The following is a 16,941-nucleotide window of genomic DNA, read 5'->3' on the forward strand; positions in this document are numbered from 1 at the left end:
TACAAAAAGGCCTCGCAATTGCGAGGCCTTAAACTATCTAAGAAAACGTGCTTATTCAGCGTCACCCAGAAGTACTGAGTCCAGTGCAATTTCCATCATTTCATTAAACGTTGTTGCACGCTCGTCTGAAGTGGTTTGCTCACCCGTTTTGATGTGGTCAGAGACAGTACAGATAGCCAGCGCTTTCGCACCGTATTCTGCTGCAACGCCGTAGATACCCGCCGCTTCCATCTCAACACCAACAATGCCGTACTTGTCCATAACATCGAACATTTCTGGATCCGGTGTGTAGAACAGCTCAGCAGAGAAAAGGTTACCCACTTTCACATTAATACCACGTGCTTTAGCCGCTTCTTCAGCATTCTTCACCATGTGGTAGTCCGCGATTGCTGCAAAGTCATGATCTTTAAAGCGAATACGGTTCACTTTTGAGTCAGTACACGCACCCATGCCGATCACTACGTCACGTACTTTAATGTCTTCGTTCACCGCACCGCAGCTACCAACACGAATAATCTTCTTAACACCAAAGTCTTTAATCAGCTCTGTCACGTAGATTGAGCATGAAGGGATACCCATGCCATGGCCCATCACCGAGATACGACGACCTTTGTAGGTCCCTGTGTAGCCGTACATGTTACGAACATCACATACTTGTACTGCATCATCCAAGAATGTGTCAGCAATGTATTTTGCGCGAAGTGGATCACCTGGCATCAATACTACGTCAGCAAAATCACCCATTTCCGCGTTAATGTGAGGAGTCGCCATTGTTATTTCCTTTACGTTGTTCGTTATCAATTCTGAAAAATGGTTTAAACGAGTTAAGAGCAAGCTAACTTGCTCTTAACTTACTGTCATTACAGGAAGTTCTTTCCGTAGTCCATTGAGGATGTACCAAAGTAGCTCGCAAGACTTTGACCAATATCAGCAAAGCTTTCACGTAGCCCCAAAGAACCTGCAGGTACTTTCTCACCATAAACGATGACTGGGATATGCTCGCGAGTGTGGTCGGTACCTTGCCATGTTGGATCACAGCCGTGGTCCGCCGTCAGAATAAGCACGTCGTCTTCTTGCATTAACTCGATCACTTCGTGAATACGAGAATCAAAGTATTCCAGCGCCGCAGCATAACCGGCAACATCGCGGCGGTGACCGTACGCTGAATCAAAATCGACGAAGTTAGTGAAAACAATCGTGTTATCACCCGCTTCTTTGATCTGCTCTTTGGTTGCTTCAAACAGTGCTGGAATGCCTGTCGCCTTCACTTTCTTAGTGATGCCACAGTTCGCATAGATATCAGCAATCTTACCGATCGACACGACCTGACCTTGCTTTTCATCAACCAGTTTAGACAGCACAGTTGGTGCTGGCGGTTCGACAGAAAGGTCGCGACGGTTACCAGTACGCTCAAATTGACCTTTACCAGGACCAATAAATGGACGAGCGATAACACGACCGATGTTGTAGTCTTCAAGCTCTTCACGAGCGATCTGACACAGCTCAAGCAGGCGTTCTAAGCCAAATGTCTCTTCGTGACATGCAATCTGGAATACCGAGTCCGCAGAGGTATAGAAGATAGGTTGCCCTGTCTTCATATGCTCTTCACCAAGATCATCCAAAACCTGAGTACCAGAGGCATGGCAGTTACCAAGGAAGCCGTCAATACCTGCACGCTCTAAAATGCGATCTGTTAGCTCTTTAGGGAAGCTGTTCTCTTTGTCTGTGAAGTAACCCCAATCAAACAATACTGGTACACCGGCAATTTCCCAGTGGCCAGATGGTGTATCTTTGCCCGAAGACAGTTCAGCAGCGTGGCCGTAAGCACCAATGACCTCGACGTCATCACGCAAACCGGCTGCAAGTGCGCCCGTTGACTCTTTATGGGCCATAGCCAAGCCTAACTTGGATAGGTTTGGCAACTTCAACTCACCGCTACGTTGTTCGTTGTCTGCCAGACCTTTCGCACACTGCTCAGCAATATGACCCATGGTATCTGAGCCCACATCACCAAACTTATCGGCATCCGCTGTTGCGCCAATACCGAAAGAATCTAGAACTAAAATAAATGCACGTTTCATAACTTCTCTCCACCCTTATGCTAGATCTTCCGCACGAATATGGCGGTATACACAAGGAGTTTCTGTATAAACTGTATCACCAACGGTGATGGCGGCTTTCAGCGCGTCTGCGGCTTCTTCCCACTGCGCTTCATTGCGAGCATGGATAACAGCAAGTGGCTTGTCTGCACTTGCCTTTTCACCAAGCTTGATGAATTGATCGAATCCAACCGCATAATCGATAGTATCTGTTGCTACGCGACGTCCACCGCCCATACCAACGACAGCCATGCCAATCGCACGTGTGTCCATCGCTGAGACAATACCGTCAACATCAGCAAACACTGGCTTAACGATCTCTGCCTTCTCTAGGTAATTATCGTAGTTAGCAACAAAGTCTGCTGGGCCACCTAAACCTTTCACCATCTTGCCAAAGCACTCAGCGGCTTTGCCGTTATTGAGTACCTCATTAAGCATCGCTTCCGCTTGCTCGGTATCGCTTGCCAGCTTACCAAGTACCAACATCTCACTGCACAGAGCCATCGTCACTTCGTACAAGCGAGGGTTGCGGTATTCACCAGTCAAGAACTGTACGGCTTCACGCACTTCCACCGCATTGCCCGCCGAGGATGCCAGTACTTGGTTCATATCAGTGAGGATCGCAGTCGTGTTTGTACCCGCGCCGTTTGCCACTGCAACAATTGAGTTTGCAAGCTCTTCTGATGCTTCGTACGTTGGCATAAAGGCACCAGAGCCGACTTTTACGTCCATCACTAGAGATTCTAGGCCCGCAGCCAACTTTTTCGACAAAATAGACGCTGTGATAAGCGAAATGTTGTCAACCGTCGCCGTGATATCACGTGTCGCGTAAACGCGCTTATCAGCTGGTGCAAGATCGCCGGTTTGACCGATGATTGCTACACCTGCCTCTTTCGTTACGTCACCAAATACCTCATTAGTCGGGGTGATGTTGTAGCCTGGGATAGCTTCAAGCTTATCCAGTGTGCCGCCTGTATGGCCAAGACCACGACCTGAAATCATAGGAACGAAGCCACCACAAGCTGCAATCATTGGACCAAGCATTAGGGAGGTAACATCCCCCACGCCACCGGTTGAGTGCTTATCGACAATCGGACCGCCAAAATTCATATAGCTCCAGTCGATAACCATGCCAGAGTCACGCATGGCACACGTCAGCGCAATGCGCTCTGGCATGGTCATTTCATTGAAGAAGATGGTCATCGCAAATGCGGCAATTTGACCTTCCGATACCGTGTCTTTCGCAACACCTTGAATGAAGAAGTTGATCTCTTCCGCGCTTAGTTCATGACCGTCGCGTTTTTTACGAATAATCTCTTGAGGTAAATACATTAGTGCCTCCACAGCGAAGTGCTGAAGTACAAAATAAGTGTAGGGTAGAAGTTGCGGGCGTGTGGATGGTTTAGATAGGCGTTTTATACCCCCTCTAACTCCCCCTATATTAGGGGGAGAACCTCGGGCTCGCTCCTATCGTCGCGTCGCCTATATTTTTGAATATAGGGCGATGCGCTAGCGAGCCAGTGGTTCCTCCCCTTTATAAAGGGAGGCAAGGAGGGGTCAATCGCGAAACCCCAAATCCCGCAAAGTAACTTAGTACGCGCTAGGATCCGCAGTTTCGTCAGTTACTTCTAATGTATTCAGTAGGTTGGTCAGTAGGCTTGATGCACCAAAGCGGTAGTGCATGTTGTCTGCCCAGTCTGCGCCTAGGATTTCGTCTGCCATTGCTAGGTAAGCAGCCGCGTCTTCCGCAGTGCGCACGCCACCAGCTGGTTTGAAACCAACGGTCTTAGCAACGCCCATATCGCGAATCACTTCTAGCATCATGCGAGCGTACTCTGGAGTCGCGTTGACTGGCACTTTACCTGTAGAGGTTTTAATGAAGTCAGCACCTGCTTTGATACAGATTTCTGATGCTTTCTTGATAAGTGCTTCTTCTTTTAGCTCACCGGTTTCGATAATAACTTTCAGAAGAATATCGCCACACGCTTCTTTACACTGTTTCACTAGCTCGAAACCTACTTCTTCGTTGCCAGCGATCAGTGCGCGGTATGGGAACACCACGTCTACTTCATCTGCGCCGTAAGCAACTGCAGCCTTGGTTTCTGCTACTGCGATTTCAATGTCGTCGTTACCGTGTGGGAAGTTGGTTACCGTCGCGATACGTACATCTGGTGTACCTTGCTCACGAAGGGTTTTCTTAGCAATAGGAATAAAGCGAGGGTAAATACAGATCGCAGCTGTGTTACCCACAGCCGTTTTCGCGTCATGACATAGTGCGATCACTTTCTCGTTAGTGTCGTCGTCATTTAGCGTGGTTAGATCCATAAGTTTTAGTGCACGTAGAGCTGCTGATTTTAAATCGCTCATTTCTATCTCCGGTCAATATATTCAATTAATTACCTGACAAACACGTCAGCAATAAATGAACGGACTTGGTTCCTTGAAGACTCGGCTCGGCAAACTCGCTGCCTCACCAATTGCTATCCCTGTCACCGCACAGTACCTGCTCGTTTAGATCACCTGATTCCTATCTGTGGTGAGAACTGGCTCTGGCTGAATAACTCATCAATTGTCTGTGTCATTACCTTAAACACACGATGAGTTACTGAGTAGCCTATACAGTATAGGAGTGATCTCAAAAACGGTAGTACCGATTAAAACGCAAACGGTTTGTATCTCAAAAAAGTTCCGTTGTCCATCATTCATCCCTTATCCCAAAAGGACTATTGAGGTTTTCTGGCCCCCAAAAACCAAAAAAGCCCCGCAGCAATTTCTTGCTACGGGGCGATTTAATACGGCGTCTATATACTAATTACCTTAACGCGAGCAATTACATGCCAGCAAGGCTTAGACAGAAACCAGCAATCGTTGCTGCCATCAAGTTAGATAGCGTACCTGCGATTACTGCTTTCACACCCATGCGAGCGATATCACCGCGACGCTTAGGTGCAAGGCTACCCAGACCACCTAGTAGGATTGCGATAGAAGAAAGGTTCGCAAAACCACATAGAGCGAATGAGATGATAGCTTTAGTCTTCTCAGAAAGAACAACTGGTGCTGCGTCACCTAGGTATGGTGCGAAGTTCGCGTATGCTACGAATTCGTTCGCAACCGTCTTCATACCGATGAACTCACCAGCAATTGTCGCTTCAGACCATGGCACACCTAGTAGGAATGCTAGTGGTGAGAAGATCCAACCTAGAATCAATTCTAGACGTAGTTCAGGCATACCAACCCAGCCACCGATGCCGCCAAGCATACCGTTAACCAGAGCGATAAGACCGATGAATGCGATTAGCATTGCACCTACGTTCAGCGCTAGTTGAAGACCTGCTGATGCACCGCCCGCTGCTGCGTCGATAACGTTAGCTGGCTTGTCTTCACCTTCAGCTTGCATGCTGTGTAGTTGTTCTACTGGCTCGTCTGTTTCTGGCTTGATGATCTTAGCAAATAGAAGACCACCAGGTGCTGCCATGAAAGATGCTGCTACTAGGTACTCGATTGGCACGCCCATAGAAGCGTAACCTGCAAGTACACCACCAGCGATAGAAGCTAGACCACCACACATTACAGCGAATAGCTCAGATTGAGTCATCTTAGGTACGAAAGGACGTACAACTAGAGGTGCTTCGGTTTGACCTACGAAAATGTTAGCTGCTGCTGACATAGATTCCGCACGAGATGTACCTAGCGCTTTTTGCAGACCGCCACCAAGAATCTTGATAACCCACTGCATTACACCTAGGTAGTAAAGTACAGAAATTAGCGCAGAGAAAAAGATTAGTGTAGGTAGTACACGGAAAGCGAAGATGAAACCGCCGCCGCCGAATACTTCAAACATCTTGTCAGAAACAAGACCACCGAATAGGAATGACGTACCGTCGTTACCGTAGTTAATCACGCTAGATACAGCGTCAGAGAAGCTACGTAGGATCTCTTGACCCCAAGGTACGTAAAGAACGAATGCACCTAGTGCAAATTGGATAGCAAATGCGCCAGCCACAGTTCTGATATTAATAGCTTTGCGGTTATCCGATAGTAGTACTGCGATTGCAATAAGCACTACCATACCAACCAGGCTCATAAACAGGCTCATAGTTTATGACTTCCTTATATAATAAATTTGGCGTGTAACAAAAATTGAAGCTCAAAAGCGGGGGCGATTATACAAACCCACAGAAAAGAAAGTAGTACCCCCCTCACACTTTCGTTCTGAACACATGGAAGATACACTGAGATTTGTGATCAATCTCACAAATAGACTCTGCAAACGTTTTCGAATTCACAATTTAAGTAAATTTTAATCACAAAAATTAAACGTAGATTTGCTATTGACATCCAATTGTGAGGCAACCGTTTGCTCGGATTCATTTCTCAACTCAATTAAAGAAGATAGCACCAAACTTATCATTTTAGGCTCATTAGGACTGCCCTGATAACCACTTAATGGCATATCAGGTGCGTCTGTTTCTATTAACAAACTTTCCAAAGGCAAAGCCGCTATCGTCGCGCGTGTTTTCTTTGCTCTTTCGTAGGTAATGACACCGCCTACACCAATTTTTAAACCCAGTTTTACGAAGTCCATCGCTTGTTGCAGACTGCCACTAAAGCCATGTACAACTCCGCCATATTTCGGCTGAGTTTGTTTAAGTAATACCACAAGGTCTTGATGAGCCTTTTGACAATGGAGTAATACTGGCAACTTGCAGTGGTTGGCTAACGTTATCTGAGCTTCTAGAACCTGCTTTTGAAAGGCTTCATCCTCACGACCCTGATAAAAGTCGAGCCCGCACTCGCCAATCGCCACACATTTTTCTGGAACCTGTTCCTCAACCAGTTGAGCGAGTCGCTCGAGACTGCTTTTCGTAACGCCATCTAAAAACTGCGGATGAAAACCTAATGCATAATGGATCTGGTCGTAGTCTGTCGAGAGCTTTCTAATTCGCTCCCAATTCGCTTCATTGATCCCAGGGACAACAATTTTCTGTACACCAGCGCTCTTCGCATCGAGAAGTACCTGTTGGATCTCTTTTTTATCCGCAAGTAGATCGAGATGACAGTGACTATCTATCATCGCGGTTGGGCTCTTTTTTGTATGGAACGCAGCTGCGTTTGTTCTCTGGAGTGAGACCGAGAGAGGCACACCATTCGTCATACTTCTTTAGCCATTTCTTCATTAACTTCAACATCATGAATCCCAAAAAAAGGTGTAATCGATTGCAGTATTTAACGCGTTGCGCCTCGCTATACAAAGGATAGCTGCAATAGTTAGAGTTTTGTCACTAAGTTGTGACTTATACCTCAATGCTGCCATGCAAAGCGTTTTTTTTGCACAAGCAAACGATAAAATGGCACGCATTGTTTGTAAACTGTTCGGTTTGCTTGTGGCTGGCCAGATCATGTTTTTACAAACGACTACTTTCTAGGCAAGTTATTTTGGATACGCCTAGCCTATCGAATCGTCAATGATGCCCCATCATTCGACACTATAAGGGAATTGATCGTGAAAAAAACTATTCTAAAAATGTCTGCACTCGCAGTGGCAGTTACTTCATTTGGTGCATTCGCAGCAAAACCAGCAGTGGTTTACGATACAGCCGGTAAATTCGACAAATCATTCAACGAAGCCGTGTTCCAAAATGGTGTAAAAGTCTTCAATGCAGATAAAGGCATTAAGGTACGTGAATTTGAACCACAGAATGAAGCACAGCGCGAACAAGGTCTGCGCCGTCTAGCGAGCCGTGGATTCACACCAATCGTTGCTGTTGGCTTCAACATGGCTTCAGCGGTAGAAAAGGTTGCCACTGAATTCCCAGACATTCAATTCACGATCATCGACATGGTGGTTGATAAGCCAAACGTGCAATCTATTGTATTTAAAGAGCATGAAGGTTCATTCCTAGTCGGCGCACTTGCCGCTAAAGCATCAAAAACTGCGAAGGTTGGCTTCGTAGGTGGCATGGACATTCCGCTAATTCGTAAGTTTGAGTGCGGCTACCGCCAAGGTGCGAAATACGCAAACCCACAAATCGAAACCTTCCAAAACATGACAGGCTCTACGCCTGCAGCGTTTGCTGACCCAGCGAAAGGCTCTGAGCTTGCTAAATCTCAGTTCTCTAAAGGCGCGGACGTTATCTACGCAGCAGCAGGCGGCACAGGTATGGGTGTTTACCAAGCAGCGAAAGATGCGGGCAACTTCGCTATCGGTGTTGACTCAAACCAAAACCACCTACAACCAGGCACTATGCTGACGTCAATGGTTAAGAAGGTAGGCGTTGCCGCTTACAACACGTGGGAAGAAGCTGAGCAAGGTAACTGGGAAGCAGGCATCAAGGTGCTAGGTCTTAAAGAAGGTGCGGTTGAGTGGGCATACGATGACTACAACAAAGATCTAATCACACCAGAAATGAAAGAGTACCTAGACGGCCTTAAAGCTGACATCGTATCGGGCAAGATCGCCGTTCACGACTACATGTCTGACAACACGTGTAACATATAACCTCATACACTCAGAATGAAAACCTATGTTGTAGCTATTTATCAACAACCTAGGTTCAAATATAACAACGCCGCTGCCTAAAAACAGCGGCGTATAATTATAAGGCAGTATCTAGTGACACATGGACAATCTATTGCCATCGAACTCAAGCAGATCGATAAGCGATTTGGCGCGGTGCACGCCAACAAGTATATCGACCTGAAAGTTCCACAAGGCACGATTCACGGCATCATTGGTGAAAATGGTGCAGGCAAGTCCACTCTTATGAGTATTATTTACGGTTTTTACCACGCAGATGCAGGCGAGATGACCGTCAATGGCGAACGTTATAAGCCAACGAACTCTCAAGAAGCGATCAAGGCAGGCATCGGCATGGTGCACCAACACTTTATGTTGGTGGAGACTTTTACCGTACTCGAGAACATTGTTCTCGGCGCTGAAGATGGATGGAAGCTACAAGAAAGCCTTGGCAAAGCTAAAAAGAAACTCAAAGCACTGGCCGAAGATTATGGCTTGGAAGTCCCTTTAGACGCCATAGTTGGCGAGCTTCCGGTAGGTCTTCAGCAGCGAGTGGAGATCTTAAAGGCGCTCTATCGCGGTGCGAAGATCTTGATCCTCGATGAGCCAACGGGCGTGCTGACACCTCAAGAAGCGGATCACCTATTTAAGATCCTCGACAAACTTCGTCAGCAAGGCACCACCATTATGATCATCACGCACAAACTGCGTGAAGTATTGGCGATCACCGATAACATCTCCGTCATGCGCCAAGGTGCGATGGTAGAACATGTAGTGACCGCCGACACCAATAAAGAGCAACTGGCTGAGCTGATGGTAGGACGCAAAGTTCGCCTCAAAGTCGATAAGTCAGAGGCCCATCCGAAGAAAGAGCTGATTAAAGTCGATAACTTACAGTACTTTGATGACGCAGGCGTCGAGCGCGTGAAAAGCGTGAGCTTTGGCGTGCGTCAAGGTGAAGTGGTCGGTATTGCTGGCGTATCTGGCAATGGTCAATCCGAGATCCTCGCCCTGCTATCCGGCATCATCCAGCCTTACTCTGGCAGCATTAACATCAATGGCAGTCACATCGATAAACACACTGTGCTCGATCCGCAGCAGGTTCGTGCGATTGGCGTGGGGCATATTCCCGAAGATCGCCACAAACAAGGGCTTATCAACAAGTTCGAGGCGCAAGAGGCCTATATCCTTGGCTACCATCACCTGCCGCAATACAACAAAGGTCTTCTGCAAGACAAGCAGGCCATCAAGGAGAGCTGTCAGGCGAGCATGGATAAGTGGGATGTGCGCCCCAACGACACGACTTTGAAAACCGCTAACTTCTCCGGTGGTAATCAGCAAAAGCTAGTGATTGCCCGTGAAATGGAACAAAACCCGGATGTGCTTTTGGTTGGGCAGCCGACTCGTGGTGTTGATATCGGCGCGATTGAATACATCCACCAGCAGATCATCGCAGCGCGCGATGCCGATAAGGCGGTACTTTTAGTCTCGGTAGAGCTCGATGAAATCTTGAGCCTTTCTGACCGCATTCTTGTCGTGTTCGATGGCGCGATTGTCGGCGAGGTCTCAATCAAAGATGCCGATGAGAAAACGTTAGGTCTTATGATGGCAAACATTATGCCTGACCACCTTAAATCGGCAGCGGCCAATCAGCCACAAGGAGAAAGTGCATGAGCCAAGCAAAAGTTCCAGCTTGGGTAACCGTGGCTCTGCTACCAGCGATTAACGTGTTGGTGGCATTCCTAGTGTCAGCCCTGCTGTTTATGTATATCGACATCAATCCGATTGATGCCGCAAAAGTGATGTGGACGGGCGCCTTTGGTTATGCCGAGGGCTTTGGCTACACCATGTATTACGCCACAGGCTTTATCTTTACCGGTCTTGCTGTTGCCGTCGCGTTTCACGCGGGTCTGTTTAACATCGGTGGCGAAGGTCAGGCCTACATTGGCGGCCTCGGTGTGGGGCTTATCTGTCTCACCTTAGGCGAATATGCGCCTTGGTACATTGTGTTTCCGGTAGCAATTGTTGTCGGCGGCCTATTTGGCGCAGCTTGGGCATTTATCCCAGCTTACCTACAAGCCAAGCGCGGCTCACACATCGTTATCACCACCATCATGTTTAACTTTATCGCCTCTTCTTTGATGGCGTACTTGTTGGTCGATATCCTCAAGCCAGAAACCACGATGGCAACAGAAAGCCGAGTCTTTGCGGCTTCAAGTTGGCTACCAAAGATGCATGAGATCCTCGCGGTCGTTGGGGTTGAAATGGCACCAAGCCCAATGAACCTGAGCTTTATCTTTGCTCTTTTGTGCTGTGTGTTTGTGTGGCTACTGATGTGGCACTCACGCTGGGGCTACGAGATCCGCTCTGTGGGCTCTAATCCATCGGCAGCTAACTACGCAGGTATCAAGTATGTGAAGATCATCATCTTGACCATGCTTATCTCGGGCATGCTGGCGGGCTTCTTTGGTCTGAACGTACTTCAAGGTGAGCTACACCAGATCAAGCTGAACTTCGTTGAAGGCTTTGGCTTTACTGGTATCGCTGTTGCACTGATGGGTCGTAACCACCCAGTGGGTGTACTGCTGGCAAGTTTATTGTTCGGCTTCCTATACCAAGGTGGTGCAGAGCTGAGTTTTGAGTATGGTGTTGACCGAAACATCGTTGTGGTACTACAAGGCTTGGTGATTCTATTCTCTGGCGCACTTGAGCACATGTTCCGCCCTTCTCTAGAGAGAACCTACCTCAAACTGTTCGGCAAAAAACAAGCTGAGCAACAAGCAGAGAAAGGAGTCGCTTGATTATGTTTGAAACGATTATTCTCATGCTTGATGCCACGCTACGTGTGGCAACCCCGCTTATCCTTGCCTCGCTTGCTGGCATGTTTTGTGAACGCTCGGGCATCGTTAATATTGCCCTAGAAGGTAAGCTTCTGGCGGCAGCATTTGCGGGTGCTGCGACAGCACATGTCACAGGCTCCGCTTGGCTTGGTCTGTTTGCTGGTATTGGCGTATCGGTATTACTTGCCCTGCTCCACGGTTTTGCCTCGATCACCCACCGCGGCGATCAGGTGGTCAGTGGTATGGCAATCAATATCCTCGCGGCAGGCCTCACCATTACGCTTGGTCGTCACTGGTTCCAGCAAGGTGGTCAAACACCAGCACTTTCAGGCGATGCGCGATTTGCGCCTATCACCTTCCCGGGTGCGGATGCGGTAGCGGATGTGCCTGTGCTTGGTCTGCTCTATTCAGAGCTTATCAGTGGCCACTCGATTCTGGTTTACATGGTGGTCTTCATCGTACCAGCTTGTTGGTACCTACTGTTTAAGACGCGCTTTGGACTTCGTCTACGCGCTGTGGGTGAATCGCCATCAGCCGTTGATACCGCCGGTATCTCAGTAGTTCGCATGCGTTATGCTGCGGTCGCTATTTGTGGCGTGTTAGTTGGTATCGGCGGCGTTTACTTGTCCGTGGCGCAAACGGCGCAGTTCATTCCTAACATGAGTGCAGGTAAGGGCTATATGGCTCTGGCGGCGCTGATCTTTGGTAAATGGCGTCCGTTTACGGCAATGGGTGCCTGTTTGCTGTTTGGCTTCTTGGACGCGTTGGCGATTCGTATGCAGGGTGTGTCGATTGGTGACTTCCCAATTCCTGTACAGGCGATTGAGGCGATTCCGTATGTGTTGACGGTGTTCTTGTTGGCTGGGTTTATTGGTAAGGCGGTGGCGCCTAAGGCGATTGGGGTGCCTTATACTAAGGAGCGTGAGTAGAAAACGCTTCGCGTTTTTACCCCTCCTAGCCTCCCTTATTAAGGGGAGGAACTACTGGCTCGCTACGCATCGCCTTACAAAAAAACGGCGATGCGACGATAGGAGCTAGCCTGTAGTTCTCCCCCTTTATAAGGGGGAGTTAGAGGGGGTAGGCTCTTCAATAACCCTACCAAAAACAAAAAAAGCCGCTCTCCCGAGCGGCTTTTCCATTCAATCAACCAGCATTAGTGCTCACGCGTCGCACGGAACTTAATATCTGGGAAACGTTCTTGCGCTAGGTTTAGGTTTACCATAGTTGGTGCAACATAGCTTAGGTTGTCGCCACCATCCAACGCTAGGTTGGTTTGGTTCTTACGCTTGAACTCTTCTAGCTTCTTATCGTCGTCACACTCAATCCAGCGCGCGGTTGCAACGTTAACGCTCTCGTAGATCGCTTCAACGTTGTACTCAGACTTCAGACGCGCAACTACCACGTCAAACTGAAGCACACCAACCGCACCAACGATCAGATCGTTGTTTTGTAGTGGACGGAATACCTGTACTGCACCCTCTTCAGATAGCTGAACCAGACCTTTCAGTAGCTGCTTCTGCTTCAATGGATCTTTTAAGCGAATGCGACGGAACAGCTCAGGTGCGAAGTTTGGAATACCAGAGAACTTCAGTGATTCACCTTGAGTGAAGGTATCACCAATCTGGATGGTACCGTGGTTGTGAAGACCGATAATATCACCTGCGTACGCATTTTCTGCGCGCGCACGGTCACCCGCCATAAAGGTGACTGCGTCAGAGATGCTGACGTTTTTACCAGTACGAACGTGGTTCATCTTCATACCTTGCTTGTAGGTACCCGATACGATACGCATGAAGGCAATACGGTCACGGTGTTTAGGGTCCATGTTTGCTTGGATCTTGAACACGAAACCAGAGAACTTGTCTTCTGTCGCTTCAACGTCGCGCTCGTTTGCTTGACGAGTTTGTGGCGCTGGCGCCCACTTAGTCAGACCATCTAGCATGTGGTCAACACCGAAGTTACCAAGAGCGGTACCGAAGTAAACTGGCGTCAGTTCACCTTTTAGGAATGACTCAAGTTCAAACTCAGGGCATGCGCCCATCACTAGCTCAAGCTCTTCACGCACGCTTTCAGCAAGATCAGTGCCCACAGCTTCATCAAGATCTGGGTTATCAAGACCTTTGATGATGCGTACTTCTTGGATTTCATGACCATGACCAGATTCATAAAGAATCGTTTCGTCACGGTGGATGTGATACACGCCCTTAAACTCTTTACCACAACCAATTGGCCAAGAGATTGGCGCACACATCATGCCCAATTCGCTCTCTACTTCATCCAATACTTCCATTGGGTCACGAACGTCACGGTCAAGTTTGTTCATGAAGGTAACGATAGGCGTATCGCGAAGACGGGTAACTTCCATCAGTTTACGAGTACGATCCTCGACACCTTTAGCAGCATCGATAACCATCAAGCAAGAGTCAACAGCCGTCAGTGTTCGATAGGTATCTTCCGAGAAGTCTTCGTGTCCTGGGGTATCAAGAAGGTTAACCAAGCAGTCGTTGTATGGGAACTGCATCACGGAGGTTGTTACCGAGATACCACGCTCTTTTTCCATTTCCATCCAGTCCGATTTCGCGTGCTGTGCACTGCCACGGCCTTTTACTGTGCCTGCTTTCTGAATCGCGTTTCCGAACAACAGTACTTTTTCAGTAATGGTGGTTTTACCCGCATCCGGGTGAGAGATGATCGCAAAAGTTCTGCGCTTAGAAACTTCTTGCTGAAATTGAGGATTTGACATGAATCTCGATCTTCTTGGTTTGTAGAATAGCGTTTGAGAGTATTGGCTCAACCACTACTCGAAGGCGTCGAAAAAATAATGGGCGCTATTTTCACCGATCTGGCTGTGATTCTCAATCACTAGTTTTGACAAGGTCTCATCTAGCCGTCATCTCCGCCAGTAAGATACCTAGCCTTTTTGAGTAACAACCAGTAATACACTGCGTCCATTGCCTTCAAATCGATATAGTCCAACAAAGCAGAGAGCCGATACCTAAGCCCTAATTGTTCTTCAAATCAGTGCATTAGGTATCAGTTCTAGTTTTGGAAATATTATGAGGTTTGATTATGACCATATTTAGGCCATGGTACTTGGCACAGATGTCCGTTGGTGTTGTTCAGTGGGTTGGTATTGCCCTTATGTTGACACCGCTCATTATTGAGCGAACAGGCAGCGGGGCTCTAATGGGTACGGTAATGTCGCTGGTCGGTCTGTTTGGTGTCTGCGCACCCTTGATTGGTTGGCTGGCAGACAAATACTCCATTCACCGCGAGCTGCAAAAGGTGGCGCTGTTTTCCCACCTCACCTCACTCATTCTGCTCTACTTTGCTGGCACCACAAGCTACATGTATATTCTGGTTGGACTCAGTATTGGTATTGGCACCGTCACACAGCTTGTGCTCAACCCTGCCTTTGTGCTCAATGCACTCAATGAACAAGATCAGAGCCGGGGGTTAAGTCGGTTATTTCAAATGCAGTTTTTTGGCATTGTGGTCGCTGGTAGTTTAGTTGGCTTGGTATCACTTTTAGGCTGGAGCTCTGAGCAGCAATTGCTGCTATTGATGATGCTTGTCGCGGTTTCGATCATCACTGTGTTTATCTCGCCTCCTCCACGAATCACCACAAGCGCTGAATCTGAAGACAGCGTTCAAGCTACTTCAAAAAGTGCCAGTACTCTTGCTTTCATAGTGTTTCTCGTAACCGTGTTCATCTCGATGTTCACCTCAAGCAACCTGATGGAAACGGGGCCTATCATCATAAAAGAGGTGTTTAATGTAGACCTCGGGCACTCAGCCTTTGGCCTTGCTGCTTCAGCCGTTGTTACGATGCTACTACTTGAACCAGCGGGACGTTGCGCGCAGAAGTTTGGGTCTTATGTTGTCTGGATGGCAGCTTTGGCTTGCTATGCCGTAACCTCAATAGGTTTATGGCTAGCGGTCGATACTGGCGTGTCGAGCTTGGTCCCTATCCTACTCATTATGCTGATGATGCAGGCAATCTCTTGGTTTGATATGGCTATACCCGCGATTGCTGAGTCACTTAGCCCAAGCTCACCGGCGCTGACACAAGGGTTGCTATTGTTTGCAATGGCTGGGGGTTTTGGTGCGGGTACCTTTATCGCAGGTCAATTGATAGAGCTAAACGGGTTTGTTTCGGTGGTTAACTATTGTGCGGGCAGTATTGTGGTTACACTGATACTCGCGGCGGTAACCTTGCTTCTCAAGAAAAAGTAGCTTTAGCAAGCCCACGTGATGTGGGCTTCTCCAACCACTATAACTGCCACGCATGCCCGACAGTAATGTAATACGCCCACTCCTCTGGACCTTTCGCAGCATCCACACCTACCCGCATATTAAGCTGTCTTGCAACAAGGTATCGGAAGCCGCCACCAAACACACTTTGATACTCTGCATCGGAGAAGCTTTGTCCATCTTCAATGGCTTTACCGGTTCCAGTAAATCCGATGATTGACCAGCGGGGGGTGATGTCATAGCGCGCCTCAAGCTCAGCCAATGCCATATCCTGCCCTTGATAACGCATGGCGGCAATGCCGCGCATATTAATAAAAGGTCTGGCGTAGTATGGTGCATCATCAGTAACCGTTTGGTAATCGCCTCTGACGCCGATAATGAGAGCATCTCGAACAGGTGCGAAGTAGTTCACCTGTGCACGAGCTTTTGTGTAGTCGACATCGCCACCAAATACCGTATTGTGGAAGTCGGCACTTAGCTTAGCTTTTAGCCCGTCATTAGGCGTAAAGATGGTATCCCGGCTGTCATAGGTAACCTTAAGCTCGACACCAGCGTCCTCTAAGTCAAAATCGAGGGGGGGAATATTTGGGATCGAGCCGCCTAAATCGAACGTACTTTTTGAAGAAAGAATCGAGTACTTAGCACCAACAAACCAATCGCTGCCCGCGACTCGGTAGTCAATATCCTGCATGAAATAGAGACCATCGATATTGAAATCAAATGGGGTATCGACAACATAGTATTTAAGGTTAAAGGAGCCGTAAAACAAACCACCTTGGTAGCGCCAAGTATCCTCTTGCCATGAACCAAAATGGAATGCGCCGGTTAGCCAAGAGCCATTCTCGGTTGCCGCCGCTGCTACTGCCGTGACACTTGGCGGCAAACCCACCACTTCGTCGGGGTTCTCTTCTCTAAGCTGTTTGCGCTTCTCAGATTCATGGAAAAACAGTAGCGCGGCACCACCACCAGCGCCAACGGCTGGGTCAGTAATAATGATGGGCACAGGCATAAAACCCACGGCGTTATCCAGCACCCATTTACTCGCATCAAACATTCCATCTTTGGGATCAAGAAACTGTCCCATCGCCCCAACATTTGACGAGACACACAAGGCTGAAATCGCTGCCAGAATTATCCTATTATTCGTCTTTTCCATGACCTCTCCCCACGCGTAAAAACGCACAGCATTAGCGGATATCAATTGTTACATGATAATCACGTTTAGATAACA

At 48.1% G+C, this 16,941-nt stretch carries 14 protein-coding genes; 5 read left to right on the forward strand and 9 right to left on the reverse strand.

Translation table 11 applies throughout. The features are described from left to right. Nucleotides 1-51: 51 nt before the first annotated feature. From deoD to AC6I8Y_RS13360, 7 genes are all read right to left on the reverse strand, one after another. The gene (deoD, locus tag AC6I8Y_RS13330; RefSeq protein ID WP_042473625.1) at nt 52-771 is read right to left on the reverse strand and encodes a purine-nucleoside phosphorylase; all 720 of its coding nucleotides are present in this window, start codon (nt 769-771) and stop codon (nt 52-54) included. 89 nt (nt 772-860) lie between these two features. Then, a complete protein-coding gene (locus tag AC6I8Y_RS13335) occupies nt 861-2,081 on the reverse strand; it encodes a phosphopentomutase (protein ID WP_128648299.1) in 1,221 nt (406 codons plus the stop codon). A gap of 15 nt (nt 2,082-2,096) precedes the next feature. After that, a complete protein-coding gene (deoA, locus tag AC6I8Y_RS13340) occupies nt 2,097-3,431 on the reverse strand; it encodes a thymidine phosphorylase (protein ID WP_498020330.1) in 1,335 nt (444 codons plus the stop codon). 258 nt (nt 3,432-3,689) lie between these two features. Continuing rightward, a complete protein-coding gene (gene deoC, locus AC6I8Y_RS13345) occupies nt 3,690-4,466 on the reverse strand; it encodes a deoxyribose-phosphate aldolase (protein ID WP_042473619.1) in 777 nt (258 codons plus the stop codon). Between the two features lie 463 nt (nt 4,467-4,929). Next, a complete protein-coding gene (locus AC6I8Y_RS13350; protein ID WP_252012333.1) occupies nt 4,930-6,195 on the reverse strand; it encodes a NupC/NupG family nucleoside CNT transporter in 1,266 nt (421 codons plus the stop codon). A gap of 204 nt (nt 6,196-6,399) precedes the next feature. Next, nucleotides 6,400-7,173 carry a TatD family hydrolase gene (locus tag AC6I8Y_RS13355; RefSeq protein ID WP_498020331.1) on the reverse strand — a complete coding sequence of 258 codons (774 nt, stop codon included), beginning with the start codon at nt 7,171-7,173 and terminating at the stop codon, nt 6,400-6,402. Beyond that, the gene (locus tag AC6I8Y_RS13360; protein ID WP_128648315.1) at nt 7,163-7,288 is read right to left on the reverse strand and encodes a DUF5363 family protein; all 126 of its coding nucleotides are present in this window, start codon (nt 7,286-7,288) and stop codon (nt 7,163-7,165) included. Before AC6I8Y_RS13360 ends, AC6I8Y_RS13355 begins: the two co-directional genes overlap by 11 nt. A 314-nt stretch (nt 7,289-7,602) precedes the next feature. Between AC6I8Y_RS13360 and AC6I8Y_RS13365 the strand changes: the two genes are divergently transcribed. The 4 genes from AC6I8Y_RS13365 (at nt 7,603) to AC6I8Y_RS13380 (ending at nt 12,385) form a co-directional block, all read left to right on the forward strand. Beyond that, complete coding sequence (locus AC6I8Y_RS13365; protein WP_197058735.1) at nt 7,603-8,598, forward strand: BMP family lipoprotein; 996 nt, start codon at nt 7,603-7,605, stop codon at nt 8,596-8,598. 114 nt (nt 8,599-8,712) lie between these two features. Beyond that, complete coding sequence (locus AC6I8Y_RS13370; protein WP_498020332.1) at nt 8,713-10,290, forward strand: ABC transporter ATP-binding protein; 1,578 nt, start codon at nt 8,713-8,715, stop codon at nt 10,288-10,290. Beyond that, entirely contained in the window at nt 10,287-11,417 is a 1,131-nt protein-coding gene (locus AC6I8Y_RS13375) for an ABC transporter permease (RefSeq protein ID WP_498020333.1), read from the forward strand. Before AC6I8Y_RS13370 ends, AC6I8Y_RS13375 begins: the two co-directional genes overlap by 4 nt. Before the next feature lie 2 nt (nt 11,418-11,419). Further along, complete coding sequence (locus AC6I8Y_RS13380; RefSeq protein WP_042473613.1) at nt 11,420-12,385, forward strand: ABC transporter permease; 966 nt, start codon at nt 11,420-11,422, stop codon at nt 12,383-12,385. Nucleotides 12,386-12,609: 224 nt separating this feature from the next. On the opposite strand, the gene prfC is transcribed toward AC6I8Y_RS13380, so the two are convergent. Continuing rightward, nucleotides 12,610-14,199 (reverse strand): peptide chain release factor 3, encoded by a 1,590-nt coding sequence (gene prfC / locus AC6I8Y_RS13385; RefSeq protein ID WP_394150788.1) that lies wholly within the window; start codon nt 14,197-14,199, stop codon nt 12,610-12,612. Between the two features lie 326 nt (nt 14,200-14,525). Between prfC and AC6I8Y_RS13390 the strand changes: the two genes are divergently transcribed. Then, nucleotides 14,526-15,692, forward strand: a complete 1,167-nt coding sequence (locus tag AC6I8Y_RS13390) for an MFS transporter (protein ID WP_394150789.1) — start codon at nt 14,526-14,528, stop codon at nt 15,690-15,692. A 37-nt stretch (nt 15,693-15,729) separates the two neighbouring features. Here the strand turns inward: AC6I8Y_RS13390 and AC6I8Y_RS13395 are convergent, their stop codons facing one another. Further along, entirely contained in the window at nt 15,730-16,866 is a 1,137-nt protein-coding gene (locus tag AC6I8Y_RS13395; RefSeq protein WP_498020334.1) for a BamA/TamA family outer membrane protein, read from the reverse strand. Nucleotides 16,867-16,941: the final 75 nt, after the last annotated feature.

It is taken from the genome of Vibrio sp. KUL78 (assembly GCF_059725505.1).

What these genes read in the sequence shown, in the direction of transcription:
- deoD (WP_042473625.1), bottom strand. Translation starts at nt 771, where the DNA reads ATGGCGACTCCTCACATTAACGCGGAAATGGGTGATTTTGCTGACGTA.
- deoC (WP_042473619.1), bottom strand. Translation starts at nt 4,466, where the DNA reads ATGAGCGATTTAAAATCAGCAGCTCTACGTGCACTAAAACTTATGGAT.
- AC6I8Y_RS13360 (WP_128648315.1), bottom strand. Translation starts at nt 7,288, where the DNA reads ATGTTGAAGTTAATGAAGAAATGGCTAAAGAAGTATGACGAATGGTGT.
- AC6I8Y_RS13375 (WP_498020333.1), top strand. Translation starts at nt 10,287, where the DNA reads ATGAGCCAAGCAAAAGTTCCAGCTTGGGTAACCGTGGCTCTGCTACCA.
- AC6I8Y_RS13355 (WP_498020331.1), bottom strand. Translation starts at nt 7,173, where the DNA reads ATGATAGATAGTCACTGTCATCTCGATCTACTTGCGGATAAAAAAGAG.
- AC6I8Y_RS13350 (WP_252012333.1), bottom strand. Translation starts at nt 6,195, where the DNA reads ATGAGCCTGTTTATGAGCCTGGTTGGTATGGTAGTGCTTATTGCAATC.
- AC6I8Y_RS13395 (WP_498020334.1), bottom strand. Translation starts at nt 16,866, where the DNA reads ATGGAAAAGACGAATAATAGGATAATTCTGGCAGCGATTTCAGCCTTG.
- AC6I8Y_RS13335 (WP_128648299.1), bottom strand. Translation starts at nt 2,081, where the DNA reads ATGAAACGTGCATTTATTTTAGTTCTAGATTCTTTCGGTATTGGCGCA.
- AC6I8Y_RS13380 (WP_042473613.1), top strand. Translation starts at nt 11,420, where the DNA reads ATGTTTGAAACGATTATTCTCATGCTTGATGCCACGCTACGTGTGGCA.
- deoA (WP_498020330.1), bottom strand. Translation starts at nt 3,431, where the DNA reads ATGTATTTACCTCAAGAGATTATTCGTAAAAAACGCGACGGTCATGAA.
- AC6I8Y_RS13390 (WP_394150789.1), top strand. Translation starts at nt 14,526, where the DNA reads ATGACCATATTTAGGCCATGGTACTTGGCACAGATGTCCGTTGGTGTT.
- prfC (WP_394150788.1), bottom strand. Translation starts at nt 14,199, where the DNA reads ATGTCAAATCCTCAATTTCAGCAAGAAGTTTCTAAGCGCAGAACTTTT.